Annotated in this window: 17 protein-coding genes; 6 read left to right on the plus strand and 11 right to left on the minus strand. The window is 64.6% G+C overall.

Annotated elements, in window-relative coordinates:
• Positions 1–1,721: DNA methyltransferase (locus tag ACFE70_RS10045; RefSeq protein ID WP_375417606.1), on the minus strand; the 1,721-nt coding region annotated here is incomplete at its 3' end.
• A gap of 30 nt (positions 1,722–1,751) precedes the next feature.
• Positions 1,752–2,771 (minus strand): DUF4062 domain-containing protein, encoded by a 1,020-nt coding sequence (locus ACFE70_RS10050; protein WP_375417607.1) that lies wholly within the window; start codon positions 2,769–2,771, stop codon positions 1,752–1,754.
• Positions 2,772–2,929: 158 nt separating this feature from the next.
• Between ACFE70_RS10050 and ACFE70_RS10055 the strand changes: the two genes are divergently transcribed.
• Together ACFE70_RS10055 and ACFE70_RS10060 are read left to right on the plus strand one after the other, a co-directional pair.
• Complete coding sequence (locus ACFE70_RS10055) at positions 2,930–3,139, plus strand: hypothetical protein (protein ID WP_375417608.1); 210 nt, start codon at positions 2,930–2,932, stop codon at positions 3,137–3,139.
• Between the two features lie 69 nt (positions 3,140–3,208).
• Positions 3,209–3,523 (plus strand): hypothetical protein, encoded by a 315-nt coding sequence (locus tag ACFE70_RS10060; protein ID WP_375417609.1) that lies wholly within the window; start codon positions 3,209–3,211, stop codon positions 3,521–3,523.
• 101 nt (positions 3,524–3,624) lie between these two features.
• On the opposite strand, the gene ACFE70_RS10065 is transcribed toward ACFE70_RS10060, so the two are convergent.
• Positions 3,625–5,133 (minus strand): malate:quinone oxidoreductase, encoded by a 1,509-nt coding sequence (locus tag ACFE70_RS10065; protein ID WP_375417610.1) that lies wholly within the window; start codon positions 5,131–5,133, stop codon positions 3,625–3,627.
• A 188-nt stretch (positions 5,134–5,321) separates the two neighbouring features.
• Between ACFE70_RS10065 and ACFE70_RS10070 the strand changes: the two genes are divergently transcribed.
• Both ACFE70_RS10070 and ACFE70_RS10075 read left to right on the plus strand, forming a co-directional pair.
• A complete protein-coding gene (locus ACFE70_RS10070) occupies positions 5,322–5,777 on the plus strand; it encodes a BLUF domain-containing protein (RefSeq protein WP_375417611.1) in 456 nt (151 codons plus the stop codon).
• Positions 5,778–5,938: 161 nt separating this feature from the next.
• On the plus strand, positions 5,939–6,406 hold the full coding sequence (locus ACFE70_RS10075) for a BLUF domain-containing protein (RefSeq protein ID WP_375417612.1): 468 nt from the start codon (positions 5,939–5,941) through the stop codon (positions 6,404–6,406).
• A gap of 64 nt (positions 6,407–6,470) precedes the next feature.
• Here ACFE70_RS10075 and pncA read toward each other — a convergent pair whose 3' ends face one another.
• Complete coding sequence (gene pncA, locus ACFE70_RS10080) at positions 6,471–7,091, minus strand: bifunctional nicotinamidase/pyrazinamidase (RefSeq protein WP_375417613.1); 621 nt, start codon at positions 7,089–7,091, stop codon at positions 6,471–6,473.
• A 265-nt stretch (positions 7,092–7,356) separates the two neighbouring features.
• Positions 7,357–7,893: a 2'-5' RNA ligase family protein gene (locus ACFE70_RS10085; protein ID WP_375417614.1), complete on the minus strand. Its 537-nt coding sequence runs from the start codon at positions 7,891–7,893 to the stop codon at positions 7,357–7,359.
• 260 nt (positions 7,894–8,153) lie between these two features.
• Between ACFE70_RS10085 and ACFE70_RS10090 the strand changes: the two genes are divergently transcribed.
• Positions 8,154–9,338, plus strand: coding sequence for a spore photoproduct lyase family protein (locus ACFE70_RS10090; protein ID WP_375417615.1), 1,185 nt, complete (start codon positions 8,154–8,156; stop codon positions 9,336–9,338).
• Positions 9,339–9,428: 90 nt separating this feature from the next.
• Here ACFE70_RS10090 and ACFE70_RS10095 read toward each other — a convergent pair whose 3' ends face one another.
• Both ACFE70_RS10095 and ACFE70_RS10100 read right to left on the minus strand, forming a co-directional pair.
• Positions 9,429–11,138, minus strand: a complete 1,710-nt coding sequence (locus ACFE70_RS10095) for a hypothetical protein (RefSeq protein ID WP_375417616.1) — start codon at positions 11,136–11,138, stop codon at positions 9,429–9,431.
• 10 nt (positions 11,139–11,148) lie between these two features.
• Positions 11,149–11,757: an RNA polymerase sigma factor gene (locus ACFE70_RS10100; protein WP_375417617.1), complete on the minus strand. Its 609-nt coding sequence runs from the start codon at positions 11,755–11,757 to the stop codon at positions 11,149–11,151.
• Positions 11,758–12,121: 364 nt separating this feature from the next.
• Between ACFE70_RS10100 and ACFE70_RS10105 the strand changes: the two genes are divergently transcribed.
• On the plus strand, positions 12,122–12,943 hold the full coding sequence (locus tag ACFE70_RS10105; protein ID WP_375417618.1) for a PhzF family phenazine biosynthesis protein: 822 nt from the start codon (positions 12,122–12,124) through the stop codon (positions 12,941–12,943).
• Positions 12,944–13,017: 74 nt separating this feature from the next.
• Here the strand turns inward: ACFE70_RS10105 and ACFE70_RS10110 are convergent, their stop codons facing one another.
• From ACFE70_RS10110 to ACFE70_RS10125, 4 genes are all read right to left on the minus strand, one after another.
• A complete protein-coding gene (locus tag ACFE70_RS10110) occupies positions 13,018–13,749 on the minus strand; it encodes a hypothetical protein (protein WP_375417619.1) in 732 nt (243 codons plus the stop codon).
• Positions 13,750–13,811: 62 nt separating this feature from the next.
• Complete coding sequence (locus ACFE70_RS10115; protein ID WP_375417620.1) at positions 13,812–15,050, minus strand: LVIVD repeat-containing protein; 1,239 nt, start codon at positions 15,048–15,050, stop codon at positions 13,812–13,814.
• Positions 15,051–15,194: 144 nt separating this feature from the next.
• Complete coding sequence (locus ACFE70_RS10120; RefSeq protein WP_375417621.1) at positions 15,195–15,380, minus strand: KTSC domain-containing protein; 186 nt, start codon at positions 15,378–15,380, stop codon at positions 15,195–15,197.
• A 57-nt stretch (positions 15,381–15,437) separates the two neighbouring features.
• The gene (locus ACFE70_RS10125) at positions 15,438–16,841 is read right to left on the minus strand and encodes a glycoside hydrolase family 2 TIM barrel-domain containing protein (protein ID WP_375417622.1); all 1,404 of its coding nucleotides are present in this window, start codon (positions 16,839–16,841) and stop codon (positions 15,438–15,440) included.
• Between the last annotated feature and the right edge of the window lie 288 nt (positions 16,842–17,129).

The raw sequence follows: 17,129 nt of genomic DNA on the forward strand, positions 1-17,129 counted from the left end.
GAGTTGCCGCAGCGGATGCTGTGGTCGAGGGCGGTGAGGGGGCGGCCGGGGTTGGCGGTTTGGAGCCAGAGGCTGAGGCGGGTTATCTGCACCGATTCGGGGTTCAGGTCCACACCGTAGAGGTTGTGCTGGAGGATGTGGCGGTCGAGGTCGAAGACCTCAAACTGGCCGGCGCGCAGCTCGGCCAGGGCGGCGTTCACGGCCTGCCCCTCGCGCAGCAAATAGCCAAATGCCTCATTCAAGAATGCGCCGGAGCCGCAGGCCGGGTCGAGCACGCGCACCGTGCGCAGGCGCTGGCCGTAGGCTTCCCAGGCCGCCAGGTGCTGCTGCACGCGGGGGGTAGGGATGGCCAGGCGCTTGGTGGTTTGGTTGACGCGGACGCTGGCGCGGTCGGCGTCGGTGAGGTCGGGCAGCTCGTCGAGGCCGGCTTCCTGGCGGCGCTCGCGCAGCCAGCCGCCCACGGCCTGCCCCACGATGTAGCGGGTGATGTAGTCGGGCGTGTAGAAGATGCCGTCCTGCTTGCGTTTGCCCTGGCGGGCATCGGGCGGGGCCTGGCCCAGCAGGCGGGCGCGCTCGGCTTCGAGGTCGGCGAGGCTCTGCTCGAAGATGTGGCCGAGGATGTTGACGTTCAGCTCGGAAGCGAAGTCATATTTTTCGAGGCTGATGACCGGCTCCAGGGTGCGGTCCTTGATGATGAGCGCATCGAGGGCATCGTCCGGGGCGAAAAGGCCGCCGTTGAAGCGGTTGATGTGGGCGGCCGGGTTGCCCCGGTCGATGCTGTCGAACAGGCCGCGCACACTGCGGTAAATCTTGTCGTCGGCCCGGTCATACACGTTGTCGCGCACGTTGTTGAGCAGGCGCCGGAAGGTGAGGCGCGGGATGATGTTCTTGTCTTCGCAAAAGCAGACGAAGATGACCCTGTCGAGCAGCTTCTGGGTGTGCTGAAGCAAATCCAGCGGCGCCTCGGCGGGGTTTTGCTCAATCAGGTGGTCGAGCAGGGCGCGGCGGGCGGCGCGGTAGTCGCGGTAAAACTCCTTGCTGATGCGGGCTTCCTGCTCCTGGCGCTGGCGTAGGGCCAGGTCTAGCGGCGCGTCGGGCTGGCCGGGTGGGGGTAGGAGTTGGCGGGCGTCGAGCAGGGCGAAGAAGCGGCGCAGGGCGGCGGGCTGGTCGGGCAGCGTGCGCAGGTCGAAGACTTCGGCGCGGGTCTGGTCGTTGGCCGCATACAGGCGCAGCTCCACGAAGTTGCTCACCACGACCCAGCGGCAGCTTGCGCCCATCTTGGAGGGGTAGGAAAACGCCTGCTCAACGGGCGTTTCGGCCCGGCCCCTGGCGCCGAGCTTCTGCTTGGCATCGAGCGAGGTGCGGGCGTCCTTCAGCTCGACCACGGCCCGCACCGGCCCGCCCAGCGCTCCCCTGGGGTCGGCGGCAAACTCGCCGAGCGCGCCATCCGGCTTGGTGCCATCGACGCTGGTTTTCTTTTCCAACAAAAGCTGCCGGTACTCCGGCCGCTCAAACTCATAGCCCAGCGCCTGCCCAAACACGAGGTTCAGAAACTCGGCCTGCAAGGCTTCTTCCTTCTGCGTCGTCACGTAGCCGGAAGCAATGCTCTGCTGCCAGCGCCGCAGCTTTTCGAGGTGGGCCGGGAAGTCGGGCAGGCTTAGGGCGGGGTCGTAGGCGGCGAGGGGGGTAGGGAGGGCGTCGGGGGCGAAAAGGGGGAGCATGTAGAGGGGGAGGCTATACTTGTCAATCACTTAGGCACTCAGTGAGCGGGCATATTGCTGTCCTCTGTCCCACATCCGCATTAAGTGACTGCCTAAAACAATCATTTCCCAAGCTTCACCTGCATCAATTACGATGTTTGCATGGGCTTTAGGATTGCGAATTCCACGTACAGCTCCTGCAAATAAGTTCATGTATCCTAGTTGGACACTATATCCTGAATCAGTTGCGAGGTCTCTGTCAGTTAAATATAAAATAGGAGCGCGCAAAAGAACATGTGTGTTATTGTCTCGTTCACAACTGAAAGCTTTCCGCATCAAATCATCACCATCACGTTCTCGGGTATCGCCGGAAACTCGTTTATAAGCCTCTTTAATTAGGTGAGTAATTTCCTTAAAAGTTGATTCCACTGCATCAGCATATAAGTGGTTCTCAAAACGTGGCTTTGCAATTCCTCTAACGATAGGATGAATGATGGGCCAATAGTAGCAAAAGTCGTCACTTGTGCCTTGTATCGCCGACCCAGCTAGCGCTGCTAGGTGAGAACCACTGGGCGTTTCAGTCGCCCGCACCCAGCCAGTGCGGGGGTTTCTAGCAATTTCATGACTCAACGAAAATGTCACATGGTGAATTAACTTGTCAGTCGTGTTCCAAAAATTAATGACACGGGTGCTGCCGACTTTGCTTTTAAAGGCGTCAAGTTTCTTCTTGGCTTTCGCTTCTACTTGGTCTGCTGGCCATGTTGCGTCCTTCTCAATTACGAAGCCCAAACGTGGGATACCCTGTTCCCCAGCGTAGTCGTATTCTTTTTCGGTGTAGCTGATGCCGTTGGCGTCTACCGAGCCGTAGCGGTGCGCCAGCACGACCAGGTAGTAGTCGGAGCTATCGATGTAACTTTTGATGGTTTCCCACTGAGTTTGGTCGCCGGCGTTGAACATCTCCATGCCCACGGGCAGGTGGCCGAGTTGCAGCACGGCCTTCACGACCGCGTCGCGCTGCTCTTTAAGGTCCTCAAACGTGGAGCTGATAAAAACCTGGTATTTCTTGGCCATAACGGGTTCATAGATAGGGCGCGCAAGGTAAAGAGGTTGCCCGCCCTTTGCGTAGCTTGCCCGCCTGGAAACACCCGAATGGAATTCAATAATACCATAACATCACGCACGAGGGGCAGCGCTACGAAATCTACTGGACAAGCCAGTATGCGCAGCACGTGCTGGAAAACTTCGCCGACCCCAGCCACGGCGTTGACCACACGACCATCGCGCGCATCCTTCAGCGCGCCCGCTATATCGTGCCCAAAGTGGGTCGTGGTGGGCGCCGGCCCTATCTTCACATCTGCCTGACTACCTACCGCGGCGTGGTATATGAGTTCTACGTTTTCCTGGTTCCCGAACTGGCCGCTGGCCGCCACGTTGCGTAGTGCTAACTTGCTATAAGAGTCGGAATCCCGGTTACCTGGCATTATTCACTCCCTGACGTTTTCATTAGCATGGCCACTTCTCGACAACCTACTTCCAAGGACACGCCTCAGTATCCAGGCAGTGGGCGGCCTCACGTAGCCCAGCTGGGGCAGTTTGTGCCGGCCGCACCGGGCCAGCCGGTGGCGCATTCTGCGCGGACGGTAGCGCCCGAGGGCTCACCCGTGCGCCACGTGCACGTGCCGCCGTCTGCCGCCCGCCCCGAAGCGATTCTGTTCCGGGAAGGCGCCTTTAAAGACCAAGCTGACTATGAGCGCACCAGCAAGCGCATCGCGGCGCGTATTAAGCGCGGCGAGATTCCGGTTCGTAAGCCCGATGGGCAGTAGAGCGGAACGGCTGTCGTGCGGTGGCCAGCCCCTAAAAGTTCAGCCCCTACCCCCTCTTCGCCGGAGAAGGGGTAGGGGCTGAACTTTTAGGGGCCGTTTTCCTACCCCACCTCCGCTTGCAAATCCAGCACCTGGCTCGTGCGGGTCCGCACGCTTTCCACCAGTGCCGGCTGCTCGTTCAGCTTTTGCCCAAACGAGGGTATCATCTCCCGGAACCGGGCCTGCCACTCCGGCGTGGCGCTCTGCTCCGGGAAGCACTTCTGCACCAGATTCAGCATGATGCTCACGGCGGTGGAGGCGCCGGGTGAGGCGCCGAGCAAGGCGGCGATGGAGCCGTCGGCGGCCGTCACCATCTCGGTGCCGAACTCCAGCACGCCGCCTTCCTTCTTGTCTTTCTTGATGACCTGCACCCGCTGGCCGGCCGTGGCCAGCTCCCAGTCCTCGGGGCGGGCTTCGGGCAGGTACTCGCGCAGGGCGGCGATGCGGTCTTCGGGGCTTTGCAGCACCTGCCCGATGAGGTAGCGGGTGAGCGGAATGTTGCGGGCGCCGGCGAAAAGCAGCGGCCGGATGTTGCCCACCTCGATGCTTCTAAACAAATCGGCGTAGGAGCCTTTTTTCAAGAACTTGGTGCTGAAGCCCGCGTAGGGCCCGAACAGCAGCTCGCGGCGCCCGCTAATCTGGCGCGTGTCGAGGTGGGGCACCGACATAGGCGGCGAGCCCACGCTGGCTTTGCCATAGACCTTGGCGTCGTGGCGCTCAATGACTTCGCGGTTGCGGCACTTGAGCCACTGCCCGCTCACCGGAAAGCCGCCGAAGCCGGCCGCCTCCGGGATGTCCGACTTTTCGAGCAGGGGTAGGGAGCCGCCGCCGGCCCCGATGAACACGAACCGGGCCCGCTGAATGGTGACCTCGGTAGTGTGCAGGTTGTTGATTTTCAGGCGCCAGCGGCCGTCTTTCTTGCGGCGGAAGTCTTCGACTTCGTGGGCCAGGTGAAACTCGACGCCGGGCTGCTGTTGCAGGAACTCAAACAGGCAGCGCGTGAGCGAGCCAAAATTTACGTCCGTGCCCAAATCCATGCGCGTGGCGGCCACGGGCTGGGCCGGGTCGCGGCCGTCCATCACCAGCGGAATCCACTGGGCCAGCTGCTGCGGGTCGGTGGTGAAGGCCATGCCCGCAAACAACGGCGAGGCCGTGAGCGCGGCGTGGCGTCGGCGCAGGTAGTCCACGTTTTCGGGGCCCCACACGAAGCTCATGTGCGGAATGGGCCGAATGAAATCAGGGTCGGGCAAAATGCCCTGCTCGACCAGAAAAGCCCAGAACTGCTTGCTCTGCTCGAACTGCTCGGCAATGGCAATGGCCTTTTTTATCTCAATGCGCCCGTCGGGCAGCTCGGGCGTGTAGTTCAGCTCGCAGAAGGCCGAGTGGCCGGTGCCGGCGTTGTTCCAGGCGTCGGAGCTTTCGGCCGCCACCTGGTCGAGGCGCTCGTAGATGGCGATGCTCAGATTCGGGTCCAGGGTTTTGAGCAGCACGCCCAGCGTGGCACTCATGATACCGGCCCCGATGAGGACCACATCGACGCCGGGCTTGGCAGAATCAGAAAAAGGAGTCATGGCGAAAAACAAAAAAGACACGAGAAGAAAGCGCTGTCGGATACGGCTGGCGCCGGAAAAGGGTAGCTAACGGGGCTACGTATGCAAATACCTAGTAGAGTACAAACAGGATACAAGAGCCGTTTTATGCTTACTACTGCGGATTTAAGCTCTACATTAGCCCCCCGAATCTACTCTATCTGCCCACTATGGTAACAACTCTACATCACTTGGTTTTCTGCAGTACTGTTCAGGTCGAGCTGACCGACAGTGAGTTAGTCGACCTGCTTTACAAGGCCCGCGCCTACAATCTGCGCCACCACATCACCGGCCTGCTGCTCTACCACGCCAGTCAGTTTGTGGCCGTGCTCGAGGGCCCGGCGCCGGCCGTGCGGACGCTGTACGAGCGCATCCAGGCCGACGCCCGCCACCACAACGTGCTGCTGCTCAGCGACGGCGTGGCGGCGCGGCGCACCTTCCCGGAGTGGCACATGGGGTTTGTGGCCGACCGGCCCGAGGCGCTGCAACCGCTGCCCGCTAGCTACTTCAACCCCCGCAACTGGCCCTGCCTGCGCCACCACGCCCCCACCGCCAGCCCTTACCTGCTCAACATGCTGCACGAGTTTGTGAGCACCCGGCCTCAGGAGCCGGTGTATAAAAGCTGAGCCAGCTGGCTGCCAGGGCCGGGCCCTACCCCCCCTCGGCTAGGCCGGGGAGGGTAGGGCCGGGGGCCGCTGGACTGGCTCGTGGGCGCATTGACCGGGCACAGGTTAGGCTTGGCAGAAGGGCGGTAGTGGTACTCGCAAAAAACTGCATATTTGCGAGCATGATAGCTAACAACTACCTCTCGCCCACCGGACTTCCGCTGCATCACCTGGTTTATAGCAGCTCGGCGCCGGTCGAGCTGTCCGCCGCCACCCTGGCCGAGCTGCTGCGCGGCTCGCGTCAGCGCAACGAGCAGCGCGACATCACCGGCATCCTGCTCTACCAGCAGCTGCAATTTTTGCAAGTGCTCGAAGGGCCGGAAGCCGCCGTGCGCGCCATCTACCGGCGCATTGCCCGCGACCAGCGCCACTACTCCCTGACTGTGCTCAGCGACGGCCCCATTGCCCGGCGCCTGTTCGCCGACTGGAGCATGGGCTTTGCCGCGCCCGTGGCTGCCAGCTTCAGCTTCAGCAGCGTGACCGGCTACCTCGACCCGGCCCACCTGCCGCCGCCAACCCCCACCACTCCCGATGCCGGCCTGCTGGGCCTTATCTACGAATTCATCCAGACCACCGAAGTGTTTTTTTAAGCTGACTAATCAGTACCGCACGATAGTGTTTTGCTGCGCTATTCGCTGTACTGGCGGCTACCTCCTACTGCGCTGGGCTCAGAATGCCGCTGCTCGGCACCACGTGCGCGCCTTGCCGGCGCAGGTCGGCCAGGGCCGCCGCCAGCCCGGCCGCGTCAATGGCGCGGGTAGCATCCTCAATAAAAAACGTGGCGAAGCCCGCCGCCTGCGCGTCTTTGGCCGAAAAGTAGACGCAGTAGTCGGCCGCCAGCCCGGCCACGTACACCTCGCCTATCCCCCGCCCGCGCAGATAGTCGGCCAGGCCGGTGCTCTTGCGGTGGCCATTGTCAAAAAAGCCGCTGTAGGAATCTATCTCCGGGTCGGTGCCCTTGCGGAAGATGGCTTCGACGCGGGCCAGGTCCAGGGCCGGGTGCAGCGCCGCGCCGGGCGTATTCTGCACGCAGTGGTCGGGCCACAAGGTTTGGGGCAGGCCGTGCAGCTCGGTTTGGCTGAACACGGCCCGGCCGGGGTGCTGGCTGGCAAAGCTGCCGTGCTGGGCCGGGTGCCAGTCCTGGGTAGCCACCACAAGGTCGAAGCGCGGCTGCAAGTCGTTGAGCAGCGGGATGATATCGGCCCCACCGGGCACGGCCAGCGCGCCGCCCGGCACGAAGTCGTTTTGCACGTCGATGAGCAGGAGGGCTTTCATTTTTGGGAGGGGGTAGGGAATGAACAAGGCGGTCCTGCTGAGGTAGCGCAGCATCTCGCGGGGGTAGTAATTAAGCTAATAGACCGTCATGTCGAGCTTGCGAGACATCTCGCTAGGGGAAGTAATTACTGGAAAACAACGATTGGATTAGTGCTGCGAGCGAGATGCTTCGCGGGGCTCAGCATGACGTTCTTTTTTCCATTGATTACTTCCTCAACCAAGATGCTTCGACTCCGCTGCGCCGCGCTCAGCAGGACGGTCTTCTCTACAGTTTAAACGCAAAGCTGCCTTTCTCCTCCCACGGCCCGCCCTTGTAGGCCCACAGGCGCAGGGCGACTCCGCCGGCAGTAAATGGTTGGAAGCCAGCGGATAACTCTTCGTGCAGGGCGCGGGCTACGGCGGGTGTCACCTTGTTTTGCACCGTGATGTGCGGGTGCAGCGGCTGGCGGTCCTGGCCCGAGAGGGCAAAGCCGAACTCGGTTTGCCAGGCGGTTTGCAGGGTTTTGTGCAGGCGGCGCAGGTCTGGGCTTTCGAGCTTGTACATCACGCCCTGGCCCATGAACTGCACGCCCGCTACCGCCAGCGCCAGTGGGCCGTGGGCGGCGGCCGTGGCTTGCAGATACGCGCTGATGGTGGCTTCCGCCGCGCCAGGCAGGGCGTGAAACAGCGTGAGGTGGGCACTCAGAAAATTGCGCTGCGGCGGAAAATGCCGCTGGCGCAGCTCGTCGAAGAAAGCCTGGCTCTCAGGGTCCAGGGCCAGGGTGAGGATGAGGGGTTCGGGGCCGGCGGGGGGGTAGGGCATAAGCGGCTTCTACGCAACTGAACTCCGGCGCGCTGCCGGGTTGCGGGCCGCGGCTTGCAAGGCAGGGCAGGGGGTAGGGAATTAGTTGAAGGCGATGAGGAGCAGAAGACGGCGGCGGCTGGCGGCTGGTTTGGAGCTAGCCAGGTGGTGCCGAAATTAATAATGAATTTGGGATTAAACAGCTCACTTTCAGCTTCAAAACTTCACTCCGGAAACGCCACCCCGGGAGTTATCCCGCCGCTGCCGGTGTTATAGCGGCCATGACTGAAACCCTGCTCTTGCCCGTTCTTAATGCCCCCGCCGCCCCGGCCCAAACCTCGCTCTTCGACCAGTTTGGGGCGCCAGCGCCGGGCAGTTTTTCGGCTCCCGCGGTCCCGCTGGCGGCCGATGCGCCCCGCACCCACGGCGCCAAGCTCTGGCTGCCCAAGCGCGTGCTTTTCACGCCCGACGCGCTGGATGAGGAGTTTGGCCAGCAGATACTTAAGCGCGTCACGGCCCTGAATTTGGAGGTGGAGTTTCTGAAGAACAACCGCCTGACCGGCCTCAAGCAGGGCGACGACGTGCGCGCCACCTACCGCACGGCCAAGAGCACGCTGGCCGTGGTGAAGGCCCCCGCCGGCGCCCTGCGCCTCCAGCCTACCCCCCCCTCGGCCGACTGGCAGATGAACCTGGCTGAGGGCTGCCCCGCCCACTGCCAATACTGCTACCTGGCCGGCTCGCTCTCGGGGCCGCCCGTGGTGCGCGTGTTCGCCAACCTGCCCGCGCTGCTCCAGAACACCCAGGCTTACGAGCAGGCCGGCCGCGTCACCAGCTTTGAGGCCAGCTGCTATACCGATGTGCTGGGCATCGAGCACCTCACCGGCTCACTGGCTGAGGCCGTGCGCTACTTCGGGCAGCGCGAGGCCGCCCAGTTGCGCTTCGTGAGCAAGTACGACCACGTGGAAAGCTTGCTCGGTGCTCCTCATAATGGCCGCACCCGCGCCCGCTTCTCGCTCAATGCCGAGCCCGTGACCCGGCAGCTGGAGGGGGGCACGGCTTCGGTCGAGGCCCGCTTGCAGGCCATGCGCCAGTTGGCGCTGCCCGTGGCCGAGGGCGGCGGGGGCTACCCCGTGGGGGTGGTGCTGGCGCCCATCATGCCCATTCCGGACTGGCCGCTGCACTACGGCGAGCTGCTCGACCGCATTCAGGCGGCGCTGGATTTTGACTGCAACCTGAGCGTGGAACTGATTTCGCACCGCTTCACGCCCGGCTCCAAGGATGTGCTGTTGCAGTGGTACCCGAATACCAAGCTCGACCTCGACGAGACGACCCGCGCCGTGAAGCGCAATAAGTTTGGCGGCACCAAGTACGTGTATCTGCCCGACGAGATGAAGGCCATGCGCGCTTGGTTTACGCGCGAGTGGCAGCGGCGCTTCCCCCACGCCCCGGTGCAGTACTGGACTTAGCGCTGCACTAATAATGGAGGAGTTGAGAATGAGGAATGAAGAATTATCTCAGCTACAATTCTTCATTCCTCATTCTCAACTCCTCCATTATTAGTGCACGTCCCAGCTCAGGCCGGCCAGCCCGCCCAGACTGAACGGGCGCCGGGAATAATCAGGAGCATTGGCCTGCGCAAACGGGCTGACCAGGCCGCGGACCGTGGGCTGTGCCAGCAGCTGCCAGCGCGAAGCCGGCCCCAGCCGGTAGCGCAGGTCGAGGCCCAGGCTCAGGCCCAGGTTCCAGGCGCGGTAGGGGCTGGTCTCGGCGCCGGTGTAGGTGCGCTGGCCGAAGTTGAAGCTGGTCGGCATCCCGTTGGGGGTTGGAGAAGCAGCTGGCGGTGAGATATTATCCAGCGCGCTGGCGTTGCCAAAGGCAGCGCTGCGCCCGCCCAGGTAGCGGCCCGGCTCGATGCCCGCCACGGCCGCCACCTGCCAGCGCGGGCCGAAGCTGCCCAGCGCGTAGCTCACCTGCACCGGTGCTACCAGCAGGTTGTAGGTGTCGCGGCGCGGCGCGACCGTTGAGGCGGCCCGCCAGACTACGTAGCTTACGTTAGACGAGCTTTCAACTTGTGCCGACTGGGTTGCATACTGCTGGAAGCCCAGGCCCGCTGCCAGCGCCCACCGGCCGCTGAGCACCCGGCGCAGCTGCACCTGGGCGCCCCAGCCCAGGCCCGGCCGCTCCAGCTGCGTCAGCTCGGCCGGGCCCGCGCGCCAGGGCTGGCGCAGGGTGCGGTAGCTGAGCGTGGGGCCGGCCACCGCTTGCAGTGCCCAGCGGCGGCGCTTGGCAGCGGCGGGCGGGCCCGCCGAATCCAGGGGAAGCGCCAACGCTTCGGGCCGCGTGCCCAGCGGTCCGGCCTGTAGCATTGCTACCTGCCTGGAGGCCAGCCTCTCCGCGAGGGGCAGTTGCGCGGGCGATTGTGTTGTCGGCAGCGGCTCAGCCTCATTTACCTCAGCCTCATCATCAGGCCCCAGGCTAGGCGTCCCGGACCCGGCGGTGCCGGGTGTTTCGGGCGCTGTTGGCCGGAGAGTTCGCGCGGTCACAGCGGCCTGGTCTGACTCCGGTGCTGGCTGGCCCGCGCTGCCTGACGCAGCGGCTTCGGGCAGCGTTGGGGGGGTAGGGGAATTTCCGGGCCGGCGCGTAGGGCGTTTGGACAAGGTGCTCAGAGCAGCCCGACTTGCAGTCTGAGCTGAGCCGTCGCCGGGCGCCGTGAGCGGGCCCAGTGCGCCCGGCCGGAGCCTGGCGCGGGCCATCAGGCCGGCTTGGCCAAGGGGGGCCTTGGCTGCTGATTTGGCGGCGCGGAGCTGCTTGTTCGGGTGAGTTAGGGCGCCGGGCGCTGCTTCCGGTGAGGCTTCGCGCTCAGCAGGGGGTAGGGAAGTAGCCAAGTCAGCGTCAGACTGCCCGGAGTTAGAGCCAGCGGTTAAATTTGGCTGAGCTGTCGCTAGAAGTGGGCGGCGCTGGGCATCAGTGGGTTGGCTCCTCTTAGTCGCTAATGGGCCCGGCCGGCGCGCCAGGGGGTTCACCGGGTCCGTCAACAGCCAGACACCCGCCCCCAGGCTCAGCAGCAGGCCCAGCAGCAGGCCCAGCAGCAAGCTCAGCCGGCGGGCCGGCCGCCGCCAGCGCGGCATTGGCCCGGCCGTCGGCTGGCCCGGCAGTTGGGCGCGCACGCTGGCCCAAACCTGCGGGCTAGGGGTTTCGCCGTAGCTGCTCAGGTGGCGGCGCAGCGCCTCGTCGAGCGGATGGGGGTTGTCGGGAGAGTCACTCATATCATAACTATCATAGCGGAGAAGACGCGGCGGTGGGGTGGCAGGGGTAGGCGTTCAGGCTGGCCAGGCGCCGCTGCAGCAGGTGGCGGGCCCGCGCCAGCTGCGACTTGCTGGTGCCTTCCGAAATGCCCAGCAGCGCCGCGATTTCGGCGTGCGCGTAGCCCTCCACGGCGTAGAGGTTGAGCACCGTGCGGTAGCCGGGGGGCAGGGTTTGGAGCAGCGCCAGCAGGTCGGCGGCGGCCAGCTGGTCCAGGGCTGAGGGCTCGGCGCTGGGCAGCCGGGCGGCAAACTCCTCGGAGTGGTCGCCGAAGGTGCCGGCGGTGGCTGCGTGGCGCCGCCGGTGCTGCTCGGTGCCGTGCAGGGCCGTGTGCACGGCAATGCGCCGGGCCCAGGCCTCAAACGGACCGTCGCCGCGGTACTGGTCGAGACGGGTAAAAATCTTCACAAACGTATTTTGCAGCGCGTCCTCGGCCTCCACCCGGGAAGGGCAGTAGCGCAAGCACACGCCCATCAGGCTGCTGGCCAGCTGGTTATAGAGCTGAAGCTGCGCCGCTCCCTCGTGCCGACGGCAGCGCGCCAGCAGGGTTTCGGAGACGGCGGTAGGCGCGGCAGGCGGCATGAAAGGCAAGCGAGCAAAAAGGCGGGTAGCGGCATGACCGCCACCCGCGCCGGGCGGTTGCACGGGCCTCAAAAATAGTTGTGCCAGCCGGGCCTGCGCGCCGCGCATCTTTGCACTCCGGTCAGGCCGGGGGAGGGGGGTAGGGAACTGGGTTAGAAGAACGTCATGCTCCTCTGGCGTCCGCTTGGCGGAGTTAAAGCAGCGTGGCTGCTGACTAATCCGGAGCGGTTTCCAAACTGCTGTATAGGCAGTACCCTAACCTGAGAACGGCTCCAAGTGACTGAATGATTGAATTACTTCCCCTGGCAAGATGCTTCGCTTACGCTCAGCATGACGTTCAATTTCTCCTAACTCCTAACTCAACATGCGCCTGCCCCTCTACCAGATTGATGCCTTCGCCCGCCGCCCGTTTGCGGGCAACCCCGCCGCGGTGTGCCCGCTGCCGCCCGGTGAGTGGATTTCGGCGGAGTTGATGCAGCGGATTGCGGCCGAAAATAACCTGGCCGAAACGGCTTTCTTCCGTCCCAGCGCCGCGCGGCCCGGCGAGTTCGATTTGCGCTGGTTTACGCCCACGGCCGAAATCGACCTTTGCGGGCACGCCACGCTGGCTTCGGCGCACGTGCTGTTTCAGCACCTGGATTTCCGGGGTGAGCGCATCACCTTTCACACCCTGAGCGGCCCGCTGCACGTGCGCCGACAAGCTGCCGACGGACGGCTGACCCTGGACTTTCCGAGCCGGCCGCCGCAGCCGCTCCCTACCCCCCCGCCGGAACTCAAAGCCGCTTTGGGCGGCGCGGTGCCCACGCGGGCGCTGGCCGCGCGCGACCTGGTAGCAGTGTTTGCCACCGAAGCCGAAGTGCAGGCCATCCAGCCCGACTTTGCCCAAATGCTGGCCCTCGACTACGTGGGCATCATCGCCACGGCGCCCGGCGCCGATGCAGATACCGATTTCGTGTCCCGCTTTTTCGGCCCCCGCGTGGGCGTGCCCGAAGACCCCGTAACCGGCTCGGCCCACAGCTCGCTCATCCCCTTCTGGGCCGAAGAGCTGGGCCGAACTACGCTCAAGGCCCGCCAGATTTCGGCCCGCGGCGGCGAGCTGTGGTGCGCCCTGCACGGCGAGCGGGTGGACATTGGCGGCTACGCCGTGACGTATTTGAGGGGTGAGATTGAGCTGGGCGCGCAGTAGCGCGGACTTGATAGCCCGCGAGTGAACTGCCAGGATGTTCGGTTCGCGGACTACCAAGTCCATGCTACGGCCCCTCACAGCGCTACCCCAATCTTAAATCCGGCGGGAAAGTAGAGCCCCAGGTGCCCGTAGTCGGAGGGGCCGGAGCGGTACTGACTGCGGACGGGCCCAGCTTCGCTGCGGCTCTGACCCGTGCGCCAGCCGAGGCCGGCATACACATCCAGCAGCACGCGGGCGCCCAGCGGGACCTGGTAGCCGGCCTGCCCGGTCGCGCCGTAGCGGCTGGTAGTTTCGGTGTGGCGGCTGCGACGGAGTTCGAGGTAGGGCAGGCCGTTGGGGTCTTGCACTTCCTGCCAGCCTTGCCCCGCGTACGAAACCGCGAAGTGCTGAAAACTGACCCCGTAGCTGGCATACAGTCCGGTCGGATAAGTCGCGGCGGGGCCGGTCTTCAGGTAGATGCGGTGCTGTGCTTGCAGGCCGGCGCCGCGCACGCGGCGCTCCGGCGTCAAGGCCGACTGGTAGTAGGGCGTCGCCGCATCCGGGTGGCCGGCGGGGCCGGCGTAGAGCTGCGGCGTGAGGGTGAAGCTCTGGCCCGGATGCTGGCGCCAGCTGCGCTCGACTTCCAGCCAATAGCCGCTTACTACCACATACTGCGGGGTTATTTTCAGCAGCAGCGGCGCGCGCTGGCCGGGCGCCTCCTGCCCTTGGGCAGCCGGGGACAGGGGTAGGGACAGGGCCAGGAGCAGCAGTGACTGGCTTACGCCGTGGCCCTGGTGGCAGTTCGGCCGGGAAATAGCGCGCCGCATCAGGGCAGGGGCGTGATGGGCAGCAGGCTCAGCGGCTGGAGCGTGGCGCCGGTGTAGCTGTACTAGTAAAGGCCCTCGGCCCCGATGGCCAGCAGCGTGCCGCCATCAGGAATCACATCCACCACCTTAACCGGGAACGACTGCTGCGGCGTGAGCAGGGGCGCCTGGCTGGTGTCGAACACCTTCAGCCCGTTGGCGTCGCACACGAAAAGCCGGTTGCCATCCACTCCCAGGCCTTGCGGACCGGTCAGGGGGTAGGAGCGGGCGAGCCTGGGCTGGCTGAGCGTGGTCAGGTCAATCACCTGGAGTTCGTTGGGGCCGCCGCCGCAGGCGCGGCCGTTGCGCAGTGTCACGTAGGCGTAGCGGTCGTCCACCACCACGGGGTCGCAGCTCACCACGTGCTGATAATAGGCCACTTGCGCCGGTGCCTGGGGCTGGGCCACGTCAAAAATGTACATGCCGCGCTGGGTGCCCAGAAACAGGTAGTGGTCCTTGGGAAAGATGGTTTCGACGCCAAACTGCAAGGGTAGCTTGGCTCCGGCGATGGGCTGCGCGGGGGTGCGCAGGTCGAAGAGGCGCAGGCTCTGGTCGTCTACGGCATAGAGGTTGTCGCCCAGCACCGCAAACCGGGCCATCGAGCCGGCCTTGCCCGTGGCGCCCGCCGGCGCGACCGAGAAAGCCGCGGCCAGGCTGGGCGAAGTGGCGTTGGCGAGGAAGACGCCGCCTCTGTCGAAGCAGCCCCAGCCTCCGTACTGCTGCCTATCGTAGGCGACCTGCACTTTCTGCCACCCCACAACCACCGTGTTCAGGGGCCGGTTAGCGGGCTGGCCGGCATCGGTGACGGGCTGCCAGGCCGGGGCGGGCAGCTCGCGGAAGGCGTCGCGCACCCGGCCACTCACCTTCACGGCTTCGGGGTTGCTGATGTCGATGGCTACCAGGTCGGGGCCGTTGTCGGCGTAGAGCAGGTTGCCCTTCACGGCCAGGTCGATGTTGCCGGGAATGCGCAAAAAGCTCACCGGGTGCGGCAGGGCCGGGTTGCGATTATCAATGACGTGGATGCCCTCATACTGCTCATTGATGAACAGGTAAGGCCCGCGCACGTAAATCTTGCCGGTCTGGCGCATGGGCTGGGGCGGGAGCGCGGCCACCGATGCTTCCAGCGTGGCCCGCGCCATCAGGCGCGGCGCGTAGGCATCGTAGTAGCCGATGCTGGGCTGGGCCTCGTCATGGTCGGCGCAGGCCAGCAGCGCCGGCAGCAGCAGCAGGCTGAGCAGGTAGGGAAGGAGTCGGGTTCGGAGCATGAGGCTGGCAGCTAAAGGGTGAGCAAGCCCGCAAGCCGGCCGGAGGCCATCCGGTGCTTCGGGCTTTTGGGTCCTGACCGGGCTGCTGGCTTTGGGGTTGCACGGGGGGGTAGGGAATCAGCAAAAAGCCGCGCGGCTCAAGCTTTAGCCCAGCACCTGCTGCACAAACAAGGCCTTGTTCGGCGCCGCCAGCAGCCCCTGATAAGTGGCCTCGCTCACATTGGCGTAGCGCGTGATGCGCCCGCTACGGTGCTCCAACTCCAGCGTCAGCGTGGCGGGGTCGTAGCCCACGGCTTTGAGGGACGTAGAGCGGATGGGCTGGCGCTTCATGGCGGAAGGGGAGGGTAGGGAAAGCAGCGGACTGCCGCCGGCCGACGCGCCAAAAGGCTAATCGCGCCGGAAGGTGGCCATATGAACCCCTTTTTCAGGGTGGTCGGGGGTGCCCACAAAGAAGGGCAGGCTATGGTTGGTGACGCTGCCCTGCCCGTCATACACGCCCACCAGCAGACGGTAGGCGCCGCGGACGGTGGGCGTGCGCACCTGAGCCCGGAGCCCCTGGGCCGAGTGGATGGCGCCGGCGATGGTTTCGGGAGCGGTGCGGTTCTGGGGCAGGGTATGAAACTCATCCACGTCGCGGGTCACCCGCCACTCCACCCGGAGCGGGTCGCCGTCGGGGTCGCGGGCACTGATGGCAATGGGATAATTGGTGGCTGGGCGCAGCACCACGTTTTGGGTGTCAGTCTTGCTAGCCAGCCGGATGGTGCCCACGTCCGGGGCGCGATTGGCGGCCAGCTGGCCGGTCCACAAGTATTGAATCATATCCACCAGGGGCGTTTTCTCGCCACCGTGCCCGAACATGCTCAGCCACATGTCGGTCTGCTCGAAGCGGTTGCCCCAGTAGAGCATGTAGGAGCCGAGGCAGCGCTGACGGTCATTGACCACCGTCGCCTGGTAGCCTTTGGCCATAAAGGCGGCCTTGGCCGAGCTGCTCTCATCTAGGGGCGCGTCCCAGCCGGTCAGTGGCGCTTCCCACCAGCCGCGCCCCCCGAACTCGCCGATGATGTAGGGCCCCGGCCAGCCGGCCCCGGCCAGCCGCTCGGGCAGCTCGGGCAGCTTGTTGAAGATATTGACCGTGAGCACGTCCAGGTCGGGGCAGAGGCGGGCGATGGCGGGAATGGCGTAGACGCCGTCGGTGACGGTAGTCGTGACGGGGTGGTAGGGGTCGAGCTGATGAATCATCTGCACCGTCTCGTTCACCACCTGGTACACCTTGAAATCACCGGAGCGGTTGTCCAGCTCGTTGCCCAGGTTCCACATCAGCAGGGCGGGGTGGTTGCGGTAGCGGATGACGTGGCGGTATACTTCCTGCTGCTGCTCGGCCACGGCCTTGGGGTCGTAGTAGTCGAACTTCTCGTAGGGCGGCTTCATCCACAGCCCGAACATGACCGTGATGCCCTGGCGCTGGGCCTCGTCCATGAGCACGTCGGCGTAGTTGGCCGTGTAGAGGCGGACGGAGTTGCCGCCCGTGGCCTTAATCAGGTTCAGGCGCTGCACGCCCGCCGCGCCCTTTATCAGGTAGGGCCGGCCCCCGCGCTGCAGCTCGTAAGCGCCTTCGGCGCGGCGCACCACCCGCACCGGCACCACGCCCGGCGCCGGCCGGGTGGGCCGGCGCATATCCAGTTCGGCGTCGGCGCCGGGCTGGCAGCCCCCGGCCAGCAGCAGGCTGCCACCCAGGCTGCCCAGGCCAAGCAGCCAGCGTCCGAAAATGGAGATTCGAATAAGCCCAATCAAAGACGAAGTCCTGCCCGGCGGTACTTTTGGGTAAAATTGTTGTGAGTGCACGTTAAATCACGAAATAAGAGCCGCTTAAAAATAAGGTCGGGCCACCCGGTAAAGATAGCGCCAACGGGAAGGGTCCCAAAAATATGGGTATCATTACCCGGCAGTCCAATCCGTTGTCAGCCGCCTTCCGTAGGCTTCCGCGGTATGCTATTTGCGGGAAAGCATATATTATTAGTGAGTTGACATGAGCAGGCCCAAGGCGGAATCAGTTTTAAAATCCAACCTTCCACGGCAAGA

It is taken from the genome of uncultured Hymenobacter sp., assembly GCF_964243305.1.
In the GTDB taxonomy this organism is placed as follows: Bacteria; Bacteroidota; Bacteroidia; order Cytophagales; family Hymenobacteraceae; genus Hymenobacter.